Annotated in this window: 17 protein-coding genes and 1 pseudogene; 4 read left to right on the top strand and 14 right to left on the bottom strand. The window is 57.7% G+C overall.

The window, feature by feature from the left end; translation table 11 throughout:
• Nucleotides 1-13 precede the first annotated feature (13 nt).
• From ilvN to mrcB, 5 genes are all read right to left on the bottom strand, one after another.
• A complete protein-coding gene (gene ilvN, locus ACLH0J_RS08850) occupies nt 14-505 on the bottom strand; it encodes an acetolactate synthase small subunit (protein ID WP_003176102.1) in 492 nt (163 codons plus the stop codon).
• A 2-nt stretch (nt 506-507) separates the two neighbouring features.
• On the bottom strand, nt 508-2232 hold the full coding sequence (locus tag ACLH0J_RS08845; protein WP_411391660.1) for an acetolactate synthase 3 large subunit: 1725 nt from the start codon (nt 2230-2232) through the stop codon (nt 508-510).
• 431 nt (nt 2233-2663) lie between these two features.
• Nucleotides 2664-2993, bottom strand: a complete 330-nt coding sequence (locus ACLH0J_RS08840; protein WP_411391659.1) for a YqcC family protein — start codon at nt 2991-2993, stop codon at nt 2664-2666.
• Complete coding sequence (locus tag ACLH0J_RS08835) at nt 2993-3727, bottom strand: tetratricopeptide repeat protein (RefSeq protein WP_411391658.1); 735 nt, start codon at nt 3725-3727, stop codon at nt 2993-2995. The genes ACLH0J_RS08840 and ACLH0J_RS08835 overlap by 1 nt, the downstream gene beginning before the upstream one ends.
• A gap of 16 nt (nt 3728-3743) precedes the next feature.
• Entirely contained in the window at nt 3744-6068 is a 2325-nt protein-coding gene (mrcB, locus tag ACLH0J_RS08830; RefSeq protein WP_411391657.1) for a penicillin-binding protein 1B, read from the bottom strand.
• A 118-nt stretch (nt 6069-6186) separates the two neighbouring features.
• Between mrcB and ACLH0J_RS08825 the strand changes: the two genes are divergently transcribed.
• The 3 genes from ACLH0J_RS08825 to ACLH0J_RS08815 all read left to right on the top strand — a co-directional run bounded on the left by ACLH0J_RS08825 (nt 6187) and on the right by ACLH0J_RS08815 (nt 8656).
• Nucleotides 6187-7743, top strand: a complete 1557-nt coding sequence (locus tag ACLH0J_RS08825) for an AAA family ATPase (RefSeq protein WP_411391656.1) — start codon at nt 6187-6189, stop codon at nt 7741-7743.
• Nucleotides 7744-7835: 92 nt separating this feature from the next.
• Nucleotides 7836-8180 carry a pentapeptide repeat-containing protein gene (locus ACLH0J_RS08820; RefSeq protein WP_411391655.1) on the top strand — a complete coding sequence of 115 codons (345 nt, stop codon included), beginning with the start codon at nt 7836-7838 and terminating at the stop codon, nt 8178-8180.
• A gap of 203 nt (nt 8181-8383) precedes the next feature.
• Nucleotides 8384-8656: a TfoX/Sxy family protein gene (locus ACLH0J_RS08815; RefSeq protein WP_010562703.1), complete on the top strand. Its 273-nt coding sequence runs from the start codon at nt 8384-8386 to the stop codon at nt 8654-8656.
• Nucleotides 8657-8896: 240 nt separating this feature from the next.
• Here the strand turns inward: ACLH0J_RS08815 and ACLH0J_RS08810 are convergent, their stop codons facing one another.
• The 4 genes and pseudogenes from ACLH0J_RS08810 to ACLH0J_RS08795 all read right to left on the bottom strand — a co-directional run bounded on the left by ACLH0J_RS08810 (nt 8897) and on the right by ACLH0J_RS08795 (nt 11937).
• Complete coding sequence (locus ACLH0J_RS08810; RefSeq protein WP_411391654.1) at nt 8897-9664, bottom strand: heme ABC transporter ATP-binding protein; 768 nt, start codon at nt 9662-9664, stop codon at nt 8897-8899.
• The gene (locus ACLH0J_RS08805) at nt 9664-10701 is read right to left on the bottom strand and encodes a FecCD family ABC transporter permease (RefSeq protein WP_411391653.1); all 1038 of its coding nucleotides are present in this window, start codon (nt 10699-10701) and stop codon (nt 9664-9666) included. Before ACLH0J_RS08805 ends, ACLH0J_RS08810 begins: the two co-directional genes overlap by 1 nt.
• Nucleotides 10698-10862 (bottom strand): annotated as a pseudogene (locus ACLH0J_RS08800) (hemin ABC transporter substrate-binding protein); the annotation flags it as partial. The gene ACLH0J_RS08805 and the pseudogene ACLH0J_RS08800, both read right to left, overlap by 4 nt.
• 124 nt (nt 10863-10986) lie before the next feature.
• Nucleotides 10987-11937 carry a transposase gene (locus tag ACLH0J_RS08795; RefSeq protein WP_411391652.1) on the bottom strand — a complete coding sequence of 317 codons (951 nt, stop codon included), beginning with the start codon at nt 11935-11937 and terminating at the stop codon, nt 10987-10989.
• Nucleotides 11938-12017: 80 nt separating this feature from the next.
• Here ACLH0J_RS08795 and ACLH0J_RS08790 point away from each other — a divergent pair, with 80 nt between their 5' ends.
• The gene (locus ACLH0J_RS08790) at nt 12018-12233 is read left to right on the top strand and encodes a hypothetical protein (protein ID WP_411392925.1); all 216 of its coding nucleotides are present in this window, start codon (nt 12018-12020) and stop codon (nt 12231-12233) included.
• On the opposite strand, the gene ACLH0J_RS08785 is transcribed toward ACLH0J_RS08790, so the two are convergent.
• The 5 genes from ACLH0J_RS08785 to tssI all read right to left on the bottom strand — a co-directional run bounded on the left by ACLH0J_RS08785 (nt 12212) and on the right by tssI (nt 19646).
• Complete coding sequence (locus tag ACLH0J_RS08785) at nt 12212-12385, bottom strand: carbon storage regulator (protein ID WP_411391651.1); 174 nt, start codon at nt 12383-12385, stop codon at nt 12212-12214. The two genes, ACLH0J_RS08790 and ACLH0J_RS08785, sit on opposite strands and share 22 nt — an antisense overlap.
• Before the next feature lie 151 nt (nt 12386-12536).
• Nucleotides 12537-13463, bottom strand: coding sequence for a hypothetical protein (locus tag ACLH0J_RS08780; protein WP_411391650.1), 927 nt, complete (start codon nt 13461-13463; stop codon nt 12537-12539).
• Entirely contained in the window at nt 13460-16732 is a 3273-nt protein-coding gene (locus ACLH0J_RS08775) for a toxin VasX (RefSeq protein WP_411391649.1), read from the bottom strand. The genes ACLH0J_RS08780 and ACLH0J_RS08775 overlap by 4 nt, the downstream gene beginning before the upstream one ends.
• Nucleotides 16729-17580 (bottom strand): DUF4123 domain-containing protein, encoded by an 852-nt coding sequence (locus ACLH0J_RS08770; protein ID WP_411391648.1) that lies wholly within the window; start codon nt 17578-17580, stop codon nt 16729-16731. The genes ACLH0J_RS08775 and ACLH0J_RS08770 overlap by 4 nt, the downstream gene beginning before the upstream one ends.
• Nucleotides 17577-19646 carry a type VI secretion system tip protein TssI/VgrG gene (gene tssI / locus ACLH0J_RS08765; RefSeq protein ID WP_411391647.1) on the bottom strand — a complete coding sequence of 690 codons (2070 nt, stop codon included), beginning with the start codon at nt 19644-19646 and terminating at the stop codon, nt 17577-17579. Before tssI ends, ACLH0J_RS08770 begins: the two co-directional genes overlap by 4 nt.
• Nucleotides 19647-19666 lie beyond the last annotated feature (20 nt).

Here is a 19666-nt window from a genome sequence, read left to right as displayed (position 1 = left end):
TCACTAATTTGGGTTAGATGCTGAGTACTTTGTCGCCACGGGCAATCCCGGTGACACCACTGCGTACGGTTTCCAGAATCGAGGCCGTCCCGATCGACTGGATGAAGCTGTCCAGCTTGTCGCTTGTACCGGTCAATTGCACGGTATAAACACTGGCACTCACATCGACGATTTGCCCGCGATAAATGTCGGTAGTGCGTTTGATCTCGGCACGTTGGGCACCCGTAGCCTTGACCTTGACCAGCATCAGCTCGCGCTCTATGTGGGCACTTTCCGACAGATCGACCAGCTTGACCACTTCGATCAGCTTGTTGAGGTTCTTGGTGATCTGCTCGATCACCTCATCGTGGCCTACGGTAGTCAACGTCAGCCGCGACAGGGTCGGGTCTTCGGTCGGTGCCACGGTCAGGCTTTCGATGTTGTAGTTGCGTTGCGAAAACAGGCCGACAACACGAGACAGAGCGCCGGGTTCGTTCTCCAGAAGCAGGGAGATAATGTGCCGCATGATTAAGTACGCTCCGTCTTGTTCAGCCACATGTCGCGCATAGAGCCGTCTTTGATCTGCATCGGGTAGACGTGCTCACTGGTATCCACCTGAATATCGATGAACACCAGGCGATCCTTCATGGCGAACGCTTCTTCCATCTTCGGCTTCAGATCTTTCAGATCGTTGATGCGAATACCGACGTGGCCGTAAGCTTCGACCAATTTGACGAAGTCCGGCAGCGATTCCATGTAGGAATGGGAGTGACGGCTGTTGTAGCTCATGTCCTGCCATTGACGAACCATGCCCAGCACGCCGTTGTTCAGGCACACGATCTTCACCGGAAGGCCGTACTGCAGGCAGGTCGACAGTTCCTGGATGTTCATCTGGATGCTGCCTTCACCCGTGACGCACGCGACGTCGCTGTCCGGAAAGCTCAGCTTCACACCCATGGCCGCAGGGAAACCAAAGCCCATCGTGCCCAGGCCACCGGAGTTGATCCAGCGGTTAGGCTTGTCGAACTTGTAGTACTGCGCGGCGAACATCTGGTGCTGGCCCACGTCGGAGGTCACAAAGGCGTCGCCCTTGGTCACTTCGCACAAGGTCTCGATCACGGTTTGTGGCTTGATGATGCTGCCGTCGCCCTTGTCGTAAGGGAACAGGCCGCGGTCACCGCGCCATTCGTCGATCTGCTTCCACCAACTGGCGACAGCTTCTTTGTTCGGCGTCTCGCCGATTTCCTTCAGAGCAGCGACCATTTCGGTCAAGACACTTTCCACAGGACCTACGATCGGCACATCGGCCTTGATGGTCTTGGAAATGGACGCTGGGTCGATGTCGATGTGGATGATCTTGGCATTCGGACAGAATTTGCTCGCGCCGTTGATCACTCGGTCATCGAAACGTGCGCCGACTGCCAGGATCACGTCCGCGTGGTGCATGGCAACGTTGGCAGTGTAGCTGCCGTGCATGCCGAGCATACCGACGAACTGACGGTCCGTACCCGGGAATGCGCCGAGGCCCATCAGGGTGTTGGTGACCGGCAGATTGAGCAGCTTGGCCAGTTCGGTCAGCGGCGCGGAGCCACCACCCAGAATCACGCCACCGCCGGAATACAGCATTGGGCGCTTGGCCGCCAGGAGCATTTCTGCCGCCTTGCGGATCTGCCCCGAGTGGCCACGAACGGCCGGGCTGTAAGAACGCAGCTTGGCTTTCTTCGGGAAGATGTATTCGAATTTCTCAGCCGGGTTGGTCATGTCTTTCGGGATATCGACCACTACAGGGCCCGGGCGACCGGACTGTGCGAGGTAGAATGCCTTTTTCATGACTTCCGGGATTTCCGAGGCATGTTTGATCATGAAGCTGTGTTTCACGATCGGCCGGGAGATACCGATCATGTCGGTTTCCTGGAATGCATCGGTACCGACCATGGTGCTAGCGACCTGACCGGAGATGATCACCATCGGAATGGAGTCCATATAAGCAGTCGCGATGCCGGTAATGGCATTGGTTGCGCCTGGGCCGGACGTTACCAGTACCACACCGGCTTTACCGGTGGCACGGGCATAACCATCAGCCATATGGGTCGCCGCCTGTTCGTGGCGAACCAGGATGTGGGTAACAGCCGGCTCCTTGAACAGTGCGTCGTAAACATGCAGCAGAGCACCACCTGGGTACCCGTAGATATAGTCGACGCCTTCGTCGCGCAAAAAGCGGACGAGCATCTCACCGCCAGATAAAAGCTCCACGTTGTTCACCTCTAAAACGCCAGAATACCGTCCGTTGAAAACCGACGGGTCTTAATAGGTTTACTTCTCAACAGAGCATGAGCGACGGTGGTCGCCGACTACGTCAGCACTGACTGAGCAAGTATTGGGATCGTCCCAAGTGTTGCGGGCTTTTCCCACCCAGCGCGAGGTAACGCGTTGCGGGTGTAACAGGTCGGCGCGGATGTGCGCCTCATGATCTGCTGAGCGGGCCTGCTTCTGGCAGTCCCGATACAGCGGACTTTGGATTCTTCTGTTTCAGCCCCTTCAAGTCAAGCAATAATTGCGCTTTTTTCCAACTAAGCGCATGAGAACGTAGAAGAAAGGGCTTTGATGAGGGATAAAACTCGCCTGAATGTCGTCAAGCGGTAGAAATATGCGCAAGACTGCCGGAAAAACCGACAGTCAGGCAATTAACGAGCGTCAGCGATCAATTGGTCGAACTTTTTCAGCGCATTGCGTAAACCTTGGCTCTCCAGCGGCCGATCCGCATAGACCATCTCGGCCATCTCCATGATTCCAGAAGCATTGGGCAGCGGCAGGTCCTGTTCGAGGATCTGCTTCATGCGTACGAGGAAGACCCACTGCAACCATTGATGGAAGTCCAGGGTATCCACCGAAAAGGGTTCCACACTACTGAGCGCCTCAACGCTGGGGGACACTTCGTCCCACCAGCCCTGGACGCGCAATTCGCGCTCAATCAGCAACAACTGTTCGGCAATCGCTGGAAAACGCGCATCCATCAAAGGTTGACCTTGGCTTTTTGCCGAGCCTGGGCGGCGCCGGCTGCGTCCCCTTGAGCAGCACGCGCATCGCCAATCAGGGCCCACAGGCTGGCTTGCAGGTCAGGACGACCATTGGCCAGGGTCAAGCCACGACGAGCAAACTGTTCTGCTTGCGGCGCATCGCCCTGGGCCATGCGCACTTGCGCCAGGCGATACAGCACTTGCGGCTCGCGAGGCGCGACACGCTGGGCTCGCTCAAGGCTCGACGATGCGCCATTCAGGTCGCCGCCGGCCTGCTGTTGCTGCGCCGTGGTCAACAAGGCCAGTACCGGGCCGTCCAGTTGCTCGTCAGCCGACAGGCCGCCAGCGCTTGAGGACGATGGAATGCCGCTTGGTGTCGATGGCATGTTGTAGGTGCCCTGGTTGATCGGCGCCGTTTGAATCGGCGTGGCCTCGATCGGGCCCGAGGTGCTTGGCCCCGGCGTCCACGGCTCGGCACTGATCGGCGCGGCGGTGGCAGCCCCCGCCCCCGGCACCATGACCACCACACCCGAATCCTGCGGTACAGCCCGAGCCGCAGTTTGGACAGGGCGCTTAGTCACGGTCTGGCGGAAACCGCCATTGGCCGAGATCCGGTCGTTATTGGAGACGGCAGTGCTCGAATCCACCACGGGAATGGAGCCGCGCTGCACGCTGGCGCAACCATTGAGCAAAGCCAGAGCTGTAATAGCTGGAATCCACCACTTGTTCACTTGAAACCCTCTTTGCTTAATTCATCCAGCCCTTGACCCAATCCATCACCGATTCGGCGTCAGCAGGGGCACCGCCACCGCACGCCGCGCCGGGTGGCGGTTCGCTGCCGCGAATATACGGCATCTGCACCGCGCCCGGACAGTTGGCATCGGAGCCCTGGCCAGTGTGCGGATCAATCCAGGCCTGGACGATGTTATCCGGCTGCGGCATGTTCAGCGGCAGCGGGTCAGCCTTGCGCATGAAACTGGTCCACACCTGTAGCGCACCCGTCGCGCCGGTAAACGGCGTCTTACCATTATCGTCACGCCCCAACCACACCACCGCCAGCACATCCTGGCCAAAGCCGGCGAACCAGCTATCACGCGAGTCGTTACTGGTGCCGGTCTTGCCTGCCAGCGTCAGGTTGGAGGGCAGAACCTTATAAACGGAACTGCCGGTACCTTCGCGCATCACGCGCTGCATGGCGTTCTGGATCAGATAGATGGAACCCGCATCGAAACGCTGTTGAATCTGGAACGGATAGCGCTTGAGCGGTTCGCCTTCAGCCGTCAGCACACTGCGAATCCCACGCATCGGTGTATTGAAGCCACCGTTGGCGAGGGTCTGGTACATCGTTGTCACTTCCATCGGCGTCATCGCGCCGGCCCCCAACAAAATCGACGGGAACGCCGGAAATTCACGGGTGATGCCCAAACGCGCCAGGGTCTTGAGGACATTCGGTACGCCTACTTCCAAGCCAAGCCGGGAGGTGGAAATGTTGTAGGAATGCGCCAGCCCCTGGTACAGGAATACTGTGCCGTGGGAGCGGCGGTCGAAGTTCTGAGGTGTCCACACCTGACCATCGGCACCTTTGACGGACAACGGCTCATCCGACAGCCAACTGGTCAGGGAATACTTGCTCGGTTTTTCCAACGCCGTCAGGTAGACCGCAGGCTTGACCAGCGAGCCGATCGGCCGCACAGCATCCAGTGCGCGGTTGAAACCGGCGAAACTGGCCTGGCGACTGCCAATCATGGCTTGGACCTCACCGGTTTCCGGGTTGGTCACCACCATCGCGGCTTCAACTTCATCGGAGCCTTTGCGTCCCGCAAGGCGCTTGAAGGTGTCGTTAACCGACGCCTCGGCTTTCATCTGCAGAATCGGGTCGAAACTGGTGAAGATCCGCAGGCCTTCTTCGGTCAAGTCTTCGTCGCGGTAGTCTTCACGCAACTGACGCTTGACCAGGTCGATAAAGCCGGGGAAGGAACTGTCCGCCAGCTTGCCCCGAGTGGTTACACCCAGTGGCATTTTCTTCGCAGCGGCGACCTGTTCAGCCGTGGCAACGCCCTGCTGCTCAAGTACATCGAGCACCAGGTTACGACGTTCCAACGCCCGCTCGGGATTGCGACGCGGGTTGTAATAAGAAGGCCCTTTGACCATGCCCACCAGCAATGCGACCTGATGCAGCTTCAGTTCGGACAGCGGCTGACCAAAGAAGAACTGGCTGGCCAGGCCAAACCCGTGCACCGCGCGCTGACCGTCCTGGCCGACGAAGACCTCATTGAGATACGCCTCGAGGATTTCCTGCTTGCTGTAATGCAACTCCAGCAGCATCGCCATCATGGCTTCGGTGAGCTTACGGGTCAGGCTGCGCTCGTTGGTCAGGTAGAAGTTCTTGACCAATTGTTGCGTCAGCGTGCTGCCGCCCTGGGTCATCTTGCCGCCGGATGTGTTGACCCAGATAGCTCGGGCAATCGACTTCGGTGAGACGCCCCAGTGACTATAGAAATCCCGGTCTTCTACGGCAACCAGGGTTTCCAGCAGGTATGGCGGCACCTGATCGAGCTTGATCAGGATGCGATCTTCAAGGTTCTTGGGGTAAATCCCGCCGATCATCAGCGGTTCCAAGCGCACAACGGGCAGCTTCGAACCGTTGAGGGACGACAGCTCGGCAACATAGTCGCCGGAGAAGCGCACGCGCACCGGCTGGGCTTTTTCCAGGCCTTCATAGAATTGAAAGCCGCGGGTGTTCAGGTCAACGGTATTACCACTGACAGCGGCCGCGCCCGGGCCATTGCTCACCGGTTCGCGGCGGTAGCCCAAGGCGTCGAGTTCGGTGAGGAAGTCATCCTTGCTCAGCTTCTGGCCGCTGAAGAGTTCCAGCGGGCGCGCGTACACCTTGGCCGGGATAGTCCAGCGCTTACCGGAGAACTTCTCCTGAACCACAGCGTCGAGGTACACCGCGAAGCCGGCGAGCACCACAAGGCCAACCAGACCGAGCTTGAACGCCCAGCCCAGCCACGGGCGCAGGCCGCGGGAAGGAGGTTTTTTACGGGAACGGGGAGATCGGGTTCGAGTCATGGCGGCGGATTATACGCACTTTATTGATCATCAACATGAGCCGGACAGCGGTTTGCACGGCAGGCGTCAGCAGCCATAATGCGCGCCATGATTTCCCCCAGACTTTGAAGGATCGCCCATGAGCCAGCCCCTGATCGCAGCCCTGCAGAACCCGGCTTTATACCCCCATCCGGTTGAAGCGTTCCAGGTCATTGAGACCCATATTTCCTGGGTCATACTGACCGGCCCCTATGCCTATAAACTGAAAAAGCCGATGAACTTCGGCTTCCTGGACTTCACCAAGCTGGAAGATCGGGGACATTTCTGCAACGAAGAGCTGCGTCTCAACCAACGTCTGACCAAAGATTTGTATCTTGAAGTGTTGCCGATCACTGGTACTGCCGAAGCACCGCAATTAGGCGGCGACGGCCCGGTCATCGAATATGCCCTGAAAATGCGTCAATTCCCGCAAAGCCAGTTACTCAGCACCCTGCAAGCCAACGGCGAGCTGACCAGCGCGCATATTGACGAGATGGCCAAACAGATCGCGCATTTCCACCTCACCGCACCGAAAGTACCGCAAGATCACCCGGCCGGCACCCCGGATGAGGTGATGGCCCCGGTACGGCAGAACTTCGAGCAGATCCGCCCGTTCCTCAGCGACAAGGCCGACCTGGCTCAGCTTGAAGCCCTGCAAGCCTGGGCCGAAAGCAGCTTCGAGCGTCTCAAGCCGTTGCTGGCGCAGCGCAAGTTGGAGGGTTTCACTCGCGAATGCCATGGGGATATCCACTTGGGCAATGCCACCTTGATTGATGGCCATGTGGTGATCTTCGACTGCATCGAGTTCAACGAACCTTTCCGCTTCACCGATGTGTATGCCGACACCGCCTTTCTGGCCATGGACTTGGAAGACCGTGGACTCAAGTCCCTCGCACGGCGTTTTATCAGCCAGTACCTGGAACTGACGGGAGACTACCGAGGCCTCGAATTACTGAATTTCTACAAAGCCTATCGCGCGCTGGTCCGCGCCAAGGTCTCGCTGTTCAGCATGCCGAGCGAGGCAAGTCCCGTGCAACGCGCCACTACCCTGCGCCAGTACCGCAACTACGCCAACCTGGCGGAAAGCTACAGCACTATTCCATCGCGCTTCCTGGCGATCACCCATGGCGTGTCGGCGGTAGGCAAAAGCAATGTCGCCATGCGCCTGGTGGAAGCATTGGGCGCCATACGCCTGCGCTCGGATGTGGAGCGCAAGCGCCTGTTCGGCGAACAGCAAGTGGAAAACACACCACAGGCCGGCATCTATGCTGCGGACGCCAGCGTTGCCACCTACGCACGCCTGAATGAAATCGCCGATACCGTACTGCGCGCCGGCTTCCCCGTGGTGCTGGATGCCACCTTTCTGAAACGCGAACAACGTGATGCCGCCGCCAAGGTTGCCGAAGCTACCGGCGCTCCCTTCCTGATCCTGGATTGCAATGCGCCGCAAGCGGTTATTGCCAGTTGGTTGGCGCAGCGTCAGGCTGACAAAAACGATCCTTCCGACGCAACACTGAGCGTTATCGAAGAACAACAGGCAAATCGAGAACCGCTGACCACTGGAGAGTTGCTCCTCAGCAAACGTGTCGAAACCAACGAAAGCGGGACACTCGATGCCTTAGTGGCGCATATTCGTCAGAATCTGCCAGGCCTGTAAGAAAAATTTCTTGGCCGTGTCGCTGTATTCGGCGAGCGGCCATGAAATAGTGGCACTATAATGGCGTCATAAATCTAACGGGAGTCGCCTTCATGAGTCAGCCCAAGCTTCTTGATACACCGCTTTACGCGCTCCTGCACAAAGACGATATCCGTGGTTTCAACCAAGAACGCCCCAAAGACGGCGTTATCGACATGCGTGGTGGCGACTTCCGCGGGCTGGACCTGCGTGACCTCAATGCCGCGGGTGTGGATTTTACCGACGCGTATTTCCGCTCCGCCGACTTACGTGGCCTGGACTTGCGCGCTTGCTCGCTGGACGGTGCCAGCCTGGCCCATGCGCAGATCTCAGGTACCTACTTTCCGCCTGAATTGACGGCCGACGAGATTCTCATGTCAGTCAATTTCGGAACTCGCCTACGCTACCGCACCAAGTAAACATCGCTCATCCGCCCCCCGGTATGCACAAGCGTACCGGGCACCTTTGCCTGCCCGCCGTCAAAATCCCCGCGCCATTCTTATAAGCTTTTAAGCCGTTCCTGACCAAAGAACTACACTTTTCCTACTGAGCGCTACACTCCTGTTCAGGTCTGCCTGGTCACGATACCCACCGCACCATTCGGCCGTCGCAAGGAGGCTTGATGAACGATGAGCTGCAACACCTAAAAAACCTCGGCAAGACGTCAGCGCAGTGGTTGCATGCGGTGGGCATCCACAGCGCATCCGACTTACGCCGCCTGGGAGCGGTCGATGCCTACCGGGCTGTGCGGACTCGTGGGTTCCGCGCATCGAAAGTGTTGCTATATGCAATCGAGGGAGCATTGATGGACGTGCACTGGAACGACATCCCTGCCGAACGAAAGGAGGCATTGAACCGCCAGCTCGACGCTATCTCGGCGCGCCAGAAAAATTAAATCAAGCCGAACCGCCCAATGATCACGGGCATTTCAAACAGACGTTTGAGGAAAACCCAGGAGCATGGCAAAACAGCTGTTGACTCACAAATGAGAATCGTTATGATTATCACAACTGGTCGCGAGATCAGCCGATAACTGAAAGCCCCTTGGTTCGGACTCTCAGTTTATCTCCTCATCAGGCTAATCACGGTTATTTGACCCGGCTCTTGCCGGGTCTTTTTTTGCCCGCGATAACGTTCAGCGCGCAATGATCAACGGATGCCCGCGCTCAGGATGCGGCTGTACCAAAACATCCAAGCCAAATACGGCTTTGAGCGGTTCAGGTTGCATGACCTGAGCCGCAGAGCCCAGGACATGCGGGCGCCCGCCCTCCAGCAGCAGGATTCGATCACAGTAACGAGCCGCCAGATTCAGGTCGTGAAGAATCACCAGCACCGCCGCACCATGGTCGGCAAAGGTACGAATAGCCTGCAACATCGTGTGTTGATGCAAGGGATCGAGCATCGACGTCGGCTCATCCAGCAATAACGTCTGCCCCGCTTCACCGGGCCACAACTGCGCCAGTACCCGCGCCAGATGTACACGCTGACGCTCACCGCCGGACAATGCCAAGTAGCTGCGACCGCTCAAGTGCCCGACATCCGCGGCCTGCAGCGCCGCATCGATAATCTCGTCATCGCGCACTCGACCAGTCTGATGGGGTAAGCGGCCCATACCGACGACTTCTTCCACACGAAAGGCGAAGTCCAGGGTCGATGTTTGGGGTAAAACCGCCAGTCGCTGAGCCCGCTGCGATCCGCTCCAATCTTTGAGTTCCTGCTGGCCCAGCCACACCTTGCCCTGGTTCGCAAGCAGCTCACCGCAGAACGCCCCTAGCAACGTGCTCTTGCCCGCGCCATTGGGACCGAGCACACCGAGTACTTGGCCCGGCAACAGGTCCAAGGTGACATCTGCCAACACGGTTTTGCGACCACGACGGATGTGCAGGTCTTCCACACGCAGCATCAGGCACGCCCTCGTAACAACAGGTAAAGAAAAAACGGCGCGCCAATAAACGCAGTCACGATACCGATCGGCAGTTCAGCAGGCGCCAACGCAAGGCGTGCGACCAGGTCGGCGAACAGCAACAGGCTCGCGCCCGCCAATATCGACGCCGGCAATAGCACCCGATGGTCAGGTCCCGCCAGCAGGCGTACCAGATGCGGTACCACCAACCCCACAAATCCAATCATTCCCGCAGCCGCCACTGCAGCGCCTACACCTAACGCGGTGCAAAACACCAACTCACGCTTGAGCATTTCAACATCGATACCAAGGTGACTCGCTTCAGACTCGCCGAGCAGCAGTGCATTCAACGCTTTGGCCCGGCGCGGCAGCCACAGCGCCACTCCGGCAGCAACCAGCAGCAAAGGCCACAACCGCGAATAGCTGGCGCCATTGAGACTGCCCAGGTTCCAGAAAGTCAGGGTGCGCAAGGTGGCGTCATCCGCCAGGTAGGTAAACAATCCCACCGCCGAACTGGCAAGGGCCGTCAGGGCTATGCCGGCTAGCAGCATCGTCGCGACATGGGTCTGCCCATTGCGCCGCCCCAGCCGATAGACCAGCGCGGTCACCCCCAGGCCACCCAGGAACGCACACAGTGACAACAGGTACGGCCCGAATGCATCCGGCAAACCGCCAAAAAACGAACCGCCGACAATCGCCACCGCAGCCCCCAGTGCGGCACCACTGGAAACCCCCACCAAACCAGGATCGGCCAACGGGTTGCGAAACAACCCCTGCATGGCCACGCCCGATAATGCCAACACACCGCCGACGGCCAAGCCCAGCAAGGTACGCGGCAAACGAATCTGCCCCAGGATCAGCTCAGCCTGCTCCAGCCCCTGTGATGGAATCGGCAGCCCCATCAATCTCAGCGCCGCCCGGAGGGTGTCCAGTAACGGCAGGCTCACCGGCCCCAGGGCCAAAGAAAGCCAGATCGCCAGGAGACATAGCAACGCCAGCCCGATAAACAGCGCTCGCGGTTTAACCAAGGTGCTCATGGGGCGGCATCAACCTGGGCCGGGTAAAATTCGGCAGACAGCTTCACAAGACTTTGCGGCAATCGCGGCCCCAGTCCCCCAACCAGCAACGTCGGGTCCAACTCAAACACCCGGCCGTCCTTGGCCGCCGGCGTGGATGCCAGAATCGGATTTTCCGTGAAAAAGGTAATCAAAATTTAGTGTTACTCGCCTTGCAAGCCCATAAATACTAGGCCGAGGGTTATGTAACTGAGTTTCTGTTACAAAATCGCCCCATTTTAGGACGAAAAAAATCACTCCACAATATCAACAACCCGCTTGCAGGTAGACAGAACGCTTGGCCATGTCCAGGCGTAGCCCTTCGCGGGAAAGTTGCATCGCCTCTTTGTGGCGACGACTACGTATCCATTTGATCCACTGAAGCAACTCAACGTACCCCTGTTCCTCAATCAGCAACAAAAACCGCCGCCGCCATTGAATGCTCGTTCTTAGACAAAGCCCACTACGCCGCTTCAGGTCATACCCCCCCAGACCATCCAAGACCCCTTGAAGGAATTCCACCCAGAGTTCCGGGTGGCCCAAGTGCGCTAAAGCTGTGCCCGCTAACAGAGAAAAAGTGCTCGGACATTGACGTCGCCAACATTGAAACGTCGGTCGAGGCCGACTTTTCTCGACAAGTCGGGTATTCGTCGAGCCGCAGTTTGGGCAAGTCGCCGTTTGGATCGTCAACATGCTTTTGAGCCAGCCAATGACCGCCTGCCGCTGACTATCTATTTGCTCAGCCGGTTGCAGATTTTGGCGATCCTGCCGGGCGGACCACCACTGATGCAACTCAGGGAACTCCTGCGCCATAACCTCCCTGGCCGCACGTACCCAGCGATAAAACGCGTTACAGGAAATGCCAATGAGCGGTGCAGCAGTTGGGCCGGGCCAACCTGCCAGCAGGTAAACCGCAAAGGTTGACCACAGGTGCATATGTTCCAGTCGGGCAAACGGCGTTCCGGTCAAGCTGTTATAGCCCTTACGGCAGGAACGGCATCTATAAGTCGGCAGGCGAAATCCTGGTTGCACACCTTTTGAGAAATACACATTGGAACTGTTGCAGTGCGGGCAGCATCGATGCTGCTGATAGGGCAGCTCATGCAGATGGCGGATGAACATATCCGCCACAGGACGCAGATTGACCGGCAAACATACATCGTAGTCTGGTAACTCATCTTGCCCCGACAGGGGCGGTATCAAGCGAGTTGGGATCATGGTTTCTTCCCGGCCCACAGAAACGCGGACACCGCGCTGCCAGTGGCCATGGGTTAGGAATAGAAAATCAACTTTCCAGTATGAAGGCTGCAAAAGTCCGGCAGCTCAACACCAAGCTAGCTCTTGTGTTCGCCTCCGGCGATGCCTGTCAGTTCGACTGGAGCCACGAGCACGTCGAGATTGATTGTGTGCCACAAACCATCAAGGTGGCGCACTTTCGTCTGGCCTACAGCCGGCAGATGTTCGTCGCAGCCTCATTCACTGCTGTTTCGAGTCAACGACGAATCTGGTTCTGAAGCTTTTGGTAGTACTCATGGCGATGTATCGCGGTTTCTTTCGGAGCTGTGAAACCCAAACGAACATGTTTGCCTTGGACGTCCATCAAACTGACTATTATTTCCTCACCCAAACGGAATTTCTCGCCTGGCTTGCAAGTTAGTAGCAACATTGTTATTCCTTATTTGTTGTTCTTTTCTGCGCGGCAAAATACCGCCATCTTAAATATAAGAAAGTGCTGTCCGGCAAAGAAAGATAGAAGTTCACTTGATCAACCCCGTTCTTTAGCCCTGCCGGTGGCGTACTCATGCGCGGTCCTTAGGTTACACGGCCAGTTCCGCTTCACGTTTTGCGATGGCGTCCTCCAACTCCGGTGATCGCTTGGCCCATTGCTCGGGTGGTAGCGGCCTTGACCATTCGATGATGTCGGGGTAAAGCAGATCAGGCGGCGGGTTCAGTTTCCAGCGTTCAAGGACATCTATCAGTAGCGTATTAAAAATAAAAATCCCGCAGAAGCCTTCCCACAAAGCAGTTATTAACCAGCCTCTCAACTTCGCAGCCTTGATAAGGTCGTCCAGGTAGGTAGCCCATATTCCTTTAGATCTGTCGAAGCGTGCCGTCTGATCTTCAACAGCGTCCGGCCCAATCTCCATATAGCTACGCATGCACTCCCACAACGCCATGGCCGTGGTGCCGCCACCACAGTTAAACCCGAACCAAAAATGCTTGTTATCCTCCTTGGCCTGCGGGTCAGGGTTCTCAAAGCCAACAATCAATAAGCCCATCGTAGCTTTACCCGCCTGACTCACCGACGACTGCTGCGTGGCCGCCGCCGTCACGCTTTCCCAGGGGACAATCCAGTACTCGCCATCCTCTCGTGGCACACACACTTCGCGGCGTTGCCGATTAAAACGCACCGGCAACGGCACCTCGCGAAATAAACCTTGGATAACAAACCAGATAGGAAGAAGCATAATAATTGAGCCCAAGATCAAAATATCTTGGCTGAAGTCAGAGTTAAGATTTCGGGTAAAGTAAGACATGGCTAATACTGTCATTATACTAGGCCAAATCACCATAACTGCTGAGCCGATGCTGTAATTACCGATATCGAGAAATACCTCGTTCTTGCGCCAAATGGTGTTGAGCACGTCCGAGGGTTTTTCACCGGTGGGAATGGGTAACGGCGCCAAGTAGTCATTGCGCGAAAACATCCGTTTTTTCGTGGTGCCCGCCGGTGGCGTACTCATGCGCTGTCCTTAGGTTGCAGGTAAATAGAGCATGAACGCTCACTGTCGAGCGGGTAGCTTGGCACACGATCCAGTTCCGGTGTCGGATCGTCCCGCAGGGCAATCACGTCCCCACTGCCACTCACGGTAAAGGCCACACCGCGTTCGCCGCCGATGAAGTTGCGGGCGCCCAGCAGCGCGGTCAATGGCGTGCGATACCGCAAGCGCAGGGAGACCGTGCTGGGTGGTGTGCTAAGGACACCCTGCACTGACCTGAAGGGCCCGCTCAGGCGTAAACCTTGGCCTTCGTTGGCTGGGATCCAGCGACAGGTGCTACCGGGCAGCCAGTGAGGTGCCATATCCCGCCATGGGCGAGGTGGTTTATAGGCGGAGTACGGGCTGTTTTTGATCAGGTCGCGAGACGCCTGAGTGTCGATCGGATCGCCGATTAGGCTCAGTTCCAGATAGACACTGCCAGGTTCGGCGCCGGGCAAGTCGATGGTCAGGGCATTGATGACGCTCTGGGAGGCTAGCCCGGAAGGACCACTGGAACCGACCATCACCGAGCTGCTTTCTGCGCTGACGCGGGGGGTATACAGGATGCCGTACAGTTGGTTGAGTTCGTCTTGCTGTGCTTTGGCCGCAATAGGCTCTAGATTGCCAGCTCGGGCTTTTGACCAGCAGCAATAGTTGAGGAAGTTTTGCAGTGGGGTTTGCTGAAAAAACCAAGTAACAAAGTACAGCACGCCCAGCACGAACATGATCCAGTTGAGCGGCCCCATGCACATCGAATAGCGCATGATCGCCGCTTCCACTTCCACTAGGCCCGCCAAGGCTCTCGCCGTCTGACCGACCCCTAGTAGTGCTTGGGCGCCATAGGCGGCGACCTGCCCGGCGACCACGGTCTGGCGCATCGTCAGCCACGGGTCGATGTGCGTTTGAGCGCTTTCTAGTTGTTTTTGCAGGGATTTAAATTCTGATAATGCGGCACCCGTAGATAGAAGCCCAATCACCCCACCAAACAGGGTGAGGGTTGGGGCCGCCGCTGAGCGAATCAGAAATCGATCCTTCCCCAACCCCTGCCGCACCTGATTATCAATCACTGCGGTGAGCGCGGCGGCAGCATACAACGTTGCGGAAACTGTATCGTTGACGCGCTGGCTGTCGACCCCCTCCACGGCTCCGGCTTGACTCAAGTAGTTATCCGCATTGAGCGTATTCAGCAGCAAGGCCGCCAACGGCACCACGCCACCGCTGTTGGTCACAAAGGAGGAGTTCACGATGCCTTTCACATGCCCGGCACCGATGGCATCCCCCGTGGTGCGGGCCCATTGGGTCAGCCCTTCCGCTTGTTGGCCCAGTAATTTCCAGACTTGAGTGCCACCCTCGCTTACAGACTGTGAACGGGCCTCGCTGCCCAGACGAGCAGCAACGAAGACGCCCAGCCAGGCACTGCTGAAGGTTTTACCGCCTTTGAGCAACAGCAACGACGCAGCCAGACGGTTGACCAGCACGCTCCATGCGCCATGGGCGTCTCGGGCCATGCTAGCGAGGTCGTCCAGAATCGGCGCGGCCAGTGGCGCAAGTGCCTGATGGGTCGCGGTGATGTTTTCCGACGCCAGTGCGGCCATCAGCTCGCCCAGGCGAGTGGTGTTGTTAATGCCCGCATCGAGCGAGGGCGTCCAGGCGCGGAACAATTGTGTCAGTGCGCCGCCATCAGCTGCCCGTACGTAGTCGGCGTATTGTTCGGCGCCCTGGGCTCGAATGCATTGGGCGGTCAGGCAACCGGTGGCCAGTTCGGTTAACCAGTGCCGAGTGTCCAGGTCATAGTAATCGACAAACCAGGTGCCGCTGACTGAACGCTTGAGGTACACGCCTCGGTCGGTAAACAATGCTTTATGGCGTTGTTCGATGTGTTGGAAATGCGCTGGCGCGGTGGTATCGAGCCAGGTGTTCATCGCGGTCAGATCGATATACTCGCCGACCTTGACACTGAGGAAATCGTTGTCGACGTTAGCCTGCTTTTCGGCACGGTACTCACGTACCACGAACTCTGCCTCGTTGTACAAATCAGCCGGAATAAAGGCCCGTACGGGCGCAACGATACTGGCAATTCGCGCATCACGGGCGGAGGCTTCGCTCGCGCTCGGCTGACCGCCGTATTGACGGGCCTGGGTTTCATCCTTGAGCGCATCATCCAGTTTGTGCTGAGCATCCAGCATGACCTTACCCTGCTCAGGCGTAAGGGTGATGTCCCGGCCTTTGTAGCGATAGCTGAGAGTGCCCGCCAGTTCAGCCCCATCTTCGCTGATCAGGCTGCGAACAAACCCGCCGATACTCAGGCGCAGATTGTTGTCACCGATCCATTGTTCGTGGCGCGCTTCCACCCATTCTTGCTCGTGGTTGATATCGCGCAGTACACCCAAGTCATCATCCAGGCACGCGAAGACAGGGAACAAATCTTTGGCCTGCGCTTTGGCGGTTTCCAGCCAATCCTGAGTGCTCTGACCCTCCCACCGTTCGGCACTCCACTCGCCCGGAGGCTCATCGCTGGCGTCGGGGTGTTGGGCGATGACCTTTTCCCGTTCACGAGAACGGTGCATCGCTTCGGTGTAGGCATTGATGTTCGGGGTCGTTGGGTCTTTCACCGCGGTCGCACCCAGTGCATCCGTATCATCACCGCCCCGTTGTTGGTCAGCCTTCATCGACCGGGCATAGATGGCCGGGATGAGTTCGGCCATGACCTGATCGGCTTTGACCAGCGGTGGGCAATGAGGCGCTTGTAGCTCGTTGGCCACGGTGCGCAAGGCGACGTGGCGCATGTGCGCACTGCGTTTGGCGCTGCTGTCGCTCAGCGCCTTGCAGTGTTCCGGATTCAGTGGAAACTCGCTATAGAGCATCCAGGCGTCATAGATTTTCTTCAGGGCCAGACCTGTCAGGGTGCCATCCAGCACAACGGTGGCATCGGCTTCCAGCGCCTGCTCACTCAGCAAACCATTCGGCCCGATTGCATAGCGCTTGAGAGGACCGTTGTCTTGCCACAAGTACAGAAAACCTCCCCGCAGGCGGCGTGCCGCCATAGGGTGGCTCTGGGTGGTAGCGCCGGGCGCACAGCAGGAGTGGATGGCTTTTTCTTCCGCCAGCGCATACCGCACGGGCACTACGAATATGTCGGGTTGGTGGGCTGGGCATGGCGTAATTGAACTGTTGATATCTTCGTGGGGCATCGCCTTGGCGGCCCGGTTAGCCTGAGCCAACCGATCAACCATGGCCAGTTTTTCTGCGCTCATGCGGAGAATTCCTTATCGGTGAGCTGCTGACGCTCTAGTTCAGCACTCAGGTTGTCCAGGCGTTGCTCAGGTAAAATCCCAGGTTCGCTGAGAATCTGTCGGTAAACGGCATGGCCGGGAGCGTCCGGAAAGTCATTGCCTAGTAAGGCGTGAAAGCTGGCCCAGCGGGTGACTTCATCGGCGGCACCGTAGCCTTGCCGTTCAGCGCTGAGCTGACAGGTTGTGACCCACTGCTGCTGTGCGGCGTGATCCAATCCTTGCAGGCATTGAGGGAAGTGCTGCTGACAATGTTCGATCAACTGCTGGGCAAGACGTAGCCGCTTGGCTTCGCTCAACTGAGCCAGTTGTTCTGGGGTAAGGCATAACCAAGGCTTTTCCGTATACTGCGCGACGGGCTGCTCAGGGTTTTCCTGACGAATAAATCCGGAGCTGTGAGCCAATTCCGGAAGCAAAATAAGTCGGATTGGCCCCATCAATCGATCACGCGCCTGGGGCTCCAGACCTGTCAGCCACAAACGCATGATACGGGGGTCGTAGTAACGAAAAAGGACCGTGGCATCGCCCTCTACGCGGGCGTGAATCAGGCTGCGCAGGTGCTGAAATACAACGTCTTCACCGGCTTCTGACTCCAACCAGATACCCGCCGTTGCACTCCACTCCTGTGCAAAGATGCGGGCCAATGGGCTGCCGGGAAAAACCGACACCAGTATCGGGCCAATATCCGCCAACTCGTTGTAGGCAGTGTGCTGATACAGCGACTGAAACTTAGTATTTTTCCCCTGATCCAGCAGGCGCTCGGACAGGTTGTCGATCTGAGCACCATCCAGCAGTAGATAAGCCTGATTCATGCAGTCAACTCCGCAAGTTTTTGACACACCGCACAGACCGGTGCGGCGTGACGTGCGGCCTGAATCAACGCCGATGTTTGCGTGACCAGTGACGGAGCAACCAACGCCTCGGCGACCATGGGTAAAACCGAAAGGGCCTGCTGCGCAGGGATCCCTGCGATGGGCGCGCCACCTTGAACAATGGGTACGCTGCTGAAAATGCCCCCTGAGTTGATCACAATGAACTGTCCACCTGCCTCAAGCGTCAGGCTCATGCCCGCATCGATCACCACATTGGTCGCGGTGACATGGGCTTGAGATCCAGCCTGAATCACCAGCGTGCCACCGGCCGTGGTGCTGCTATTGCCGATAATCGAGATCACCTCGTCGCCACCAATCAGGGTGTTGCGCAGGCCTTCGGTGTTATGCAGTTCGTCACCCTTGATCAGGCTGGAACTGTTCTTATCGACCTGTTCTGATCGGTCATTGCCAATCAGGCTGTGGCTGTCGCGGGTGATCTGTTCGCGGCGGTCGTTACCAATCTTGGCGTCACTGTCATTGAGGACTAATTGCTCGATATCGCGCTGGGCACGCAGGTAGATTTTTTCCTGCCCCGCCCGGTCTTCAATCGACAGTTCGTTGTAACCGCCACTGCGCGGCGAGCTGTGGCTGCGCAACACGGTTTTAGTTTGGTGCGCGGGCAATGGGTACGGCACCGGCATGACCTTGTTAGGCACGCACCCCGTGATTAACGGCTGGTCAGGATTGCCTTCCAGGTAGGTCACCACCACTTCCATGCCGATGCGCGGGATGGTCACCGCACCGAAGTTCTCGCCTGCCCAACTGGACGATACGCGCAGCCAGCAACTGCTCTTGTCGCTGCCCAGTTCGGCGCGATCCCAATGGAACTCGACCTTAACTCGCCCGTACTCATCGCAGAAGATTTCCTCTCCTACCGGCCCGGTGACACGGGCGGTCTGGCTGACCAACATCGATTTGCGCGCCACCAACGGCGGACGGTAGAACACATCCCAAGGAATCGCACTGAAGGTATTGCGGTAGCCTTGAGTAAAGCCGTCTTCGGGGTTGACGTCACTGGTGATCGCTTCCTCTAGCGCCTGCGGTTGCTTGCCCGAGTGCGTCACGCTGAGCAACAACCACAGGTCGTTGCATTGTTGACGCGGATGCTCGGTCAGGTCGAAGAAGTGACCGCTGCGCAGGTTCGGCTGGTCGCTTTTGCCCTCGGCCAACTGGTAGTCGGCACGGTGCCGCTCAAGGGCTTGTCGGGCAAACTGTTTGCCGAGCTTTTCATTCTCGATCAACACGGGATAGCGGTAGTCTTCGAGTGCCGGAGTGAACTCGGCACTGAATTGGCTTTCCAGCAACAGGCTCGGGCGTTTTAGATCATAGGCCCGTCGCGTGGTCGTGCTGGTTCGGGTGCTGAAGCGCATAGAGAACTGGCTGATGACCGGGTGATCCGCCGCCAGGCCAGAACCTTGCTGATACGGTGTTTCGCCCAACTTGGGGAAATAGGTCTGATCGTCAGTAAATACCAGATGATGACCATCCTGATCGTGTTGGTGGTGCCACGACATCCCGTCCTCGCTGCACAACCGCTGGACATACTCGTAATCGGATTCCCCATACTGCGTGCAGTATTCGCGCTCGGGACTGCTGCTGACATGGAAGGTATAGGCATCGGCCAGGATGCCGTGGCCTTTGAGTACTTGGGCGATGATTTGCGGCGCCGTCAGATGCTGAAAAATCCGCTGGTTATGGCTGAACTGCAAATAGTGCAGCGCGGGCACCAAAGTCAGGTGGTAGCGGGTCAGGCGTGTACCGGCGTCCCCCACCAACACATCCTCGATGCGTCCATGAATACCTTCGCCATTCAGGCCGAACTGAAGGAATGCTGACTGACTGAGCAGGCTTTCTAGATCGAAATCAGGGGACTCACTGACCAGTTCAACCTGGATCGCATACAAGCTGCTGATGGCTTCAGTGCCCTTAAAGGCCAGCACCTTGAAATCATTGCGAACAGCGGGAATGAGTAACGCGAAGTGCGCAGTATTGGCAGGCGCGAACATACGCTTATCCTTAAGCTGAG

It is taken from the genome of Pseudomonas sp. MPB23 (genome assembly GCF_046605395.1).
Classification (GTDB): Bacteria; Pseudomonadota; Gammaproteobacteria; order Pseudomonadales; family Pseudomonadaceae; genus Aquipseudomonas.
The sequence above is the reverse complement of the archived record's forward strand: the minus strand, read 5'-3'. Positions and strand labels throughout refer to the sequence as shown.

Coding starts and splice junctions, on each gene's coding strand:
- ilvN (WP_003176102.1), bottom strand. CDS start 505: ATGCGGCACATTATCTCCCTGCTTCTGGAGAACGAACCCGGCGCTCTG.
- ACLH0J_RS08815 (WP_010562703.1), top strand. CDS start 8,384: ATGAACGATGAGCTGCAACACCTAAAAAACCTCGGCAAGACGTCAGCG.
- ACLH0J_RS08820 (WP_411391655.1), top strand. CDS start 7,836: ATGAGTCAGCCCAAGCTTCTTGATACACCGCTTTACGCGCTCCTGCAC.
- ACLH0J_RS08780 (WP_411391650.1), bottom strand. CDS start 13,463: ATGAGTACGCCACCGGCGGGCACCACGAAAAAACGGATGTTTTCGCGC.
- tssI (WP_411391647.1), bottom strand. CDS start 19,646: ATGTTCGCGCCTGCCAATACTGCGCACTTCGCGTTACTCATTCCCGCT.
- ACLH0J_RS08795 (WP_411391652.1), bottom strand. CDS start 11,937: ATGATCCCAACTCGCTTGATACCGCCCCTGTCGGGGCAAGATGAGTTA.
- ACLH0J_RS08790 (WP_411392925.1), top strand. CDS start 12,018: ATGAAGGCTGCAAAAGTCCGGCAGCTCAACACCAAGCTAGCTCTTGTG.
- ACLH0J_RS08825 (WP_411391656.1), top strand. CDS start 6,187: ATGAGCCAGCCCCTGATCGCAGCCCTGCAGAACCCGGCTTTATACCCC.
- ACLH0J_RS08840 (WP_411391659.1), bottom strand. CDS start 2,993: ATGGATGCGCGTTTTCCAGCGATTGCCGAACAGTTGTTGCTGATTGAG.
- ACLH0J_RS08785 (WP_411391651.1), bottom strand. CDS start 12,385: ATGTTGCTACTAACTTGCAAGCCAGGCGAGAAATTCCGTTTGGGTGAG.
- ACLH0J_RS08775 (WP_411391649.1), bottom strand. CDS start 16,732: ATGAGCGCAGAAAAACTGGCCATGGTTGATCGGTTGGCTCAGGCTAAC.
- ACLH0J_RS08805 (WP_411391653.1), bottom strand. CDS start 10,701: ATGAGCACCTTGGTTAAACCGCGAGCGCTGTTTATCGGGCTGGCGTTG.
- ACLH0J_RS08770 (WP_411391648.1), bottom strand. CDS start 17,580: ATGAATCAGGCTTATCTACTGCTGGATGGTGCTCAGATCGACAACCTG.
- ACLH0J_RS08810 (WP_411391654.1), bottom strand. CDS start 9,664: ATGCTGCGTGTGGAAGACCTGCACATCCGTCGTGGTCGCAAAACCGTG.
- mrcB (WP_411391657.1), bottom strand. CDS start 6,068: ATGACTCGAACCCGATCTCCCCGTTCCCGTAAAAAACCTCCTTCCCGC.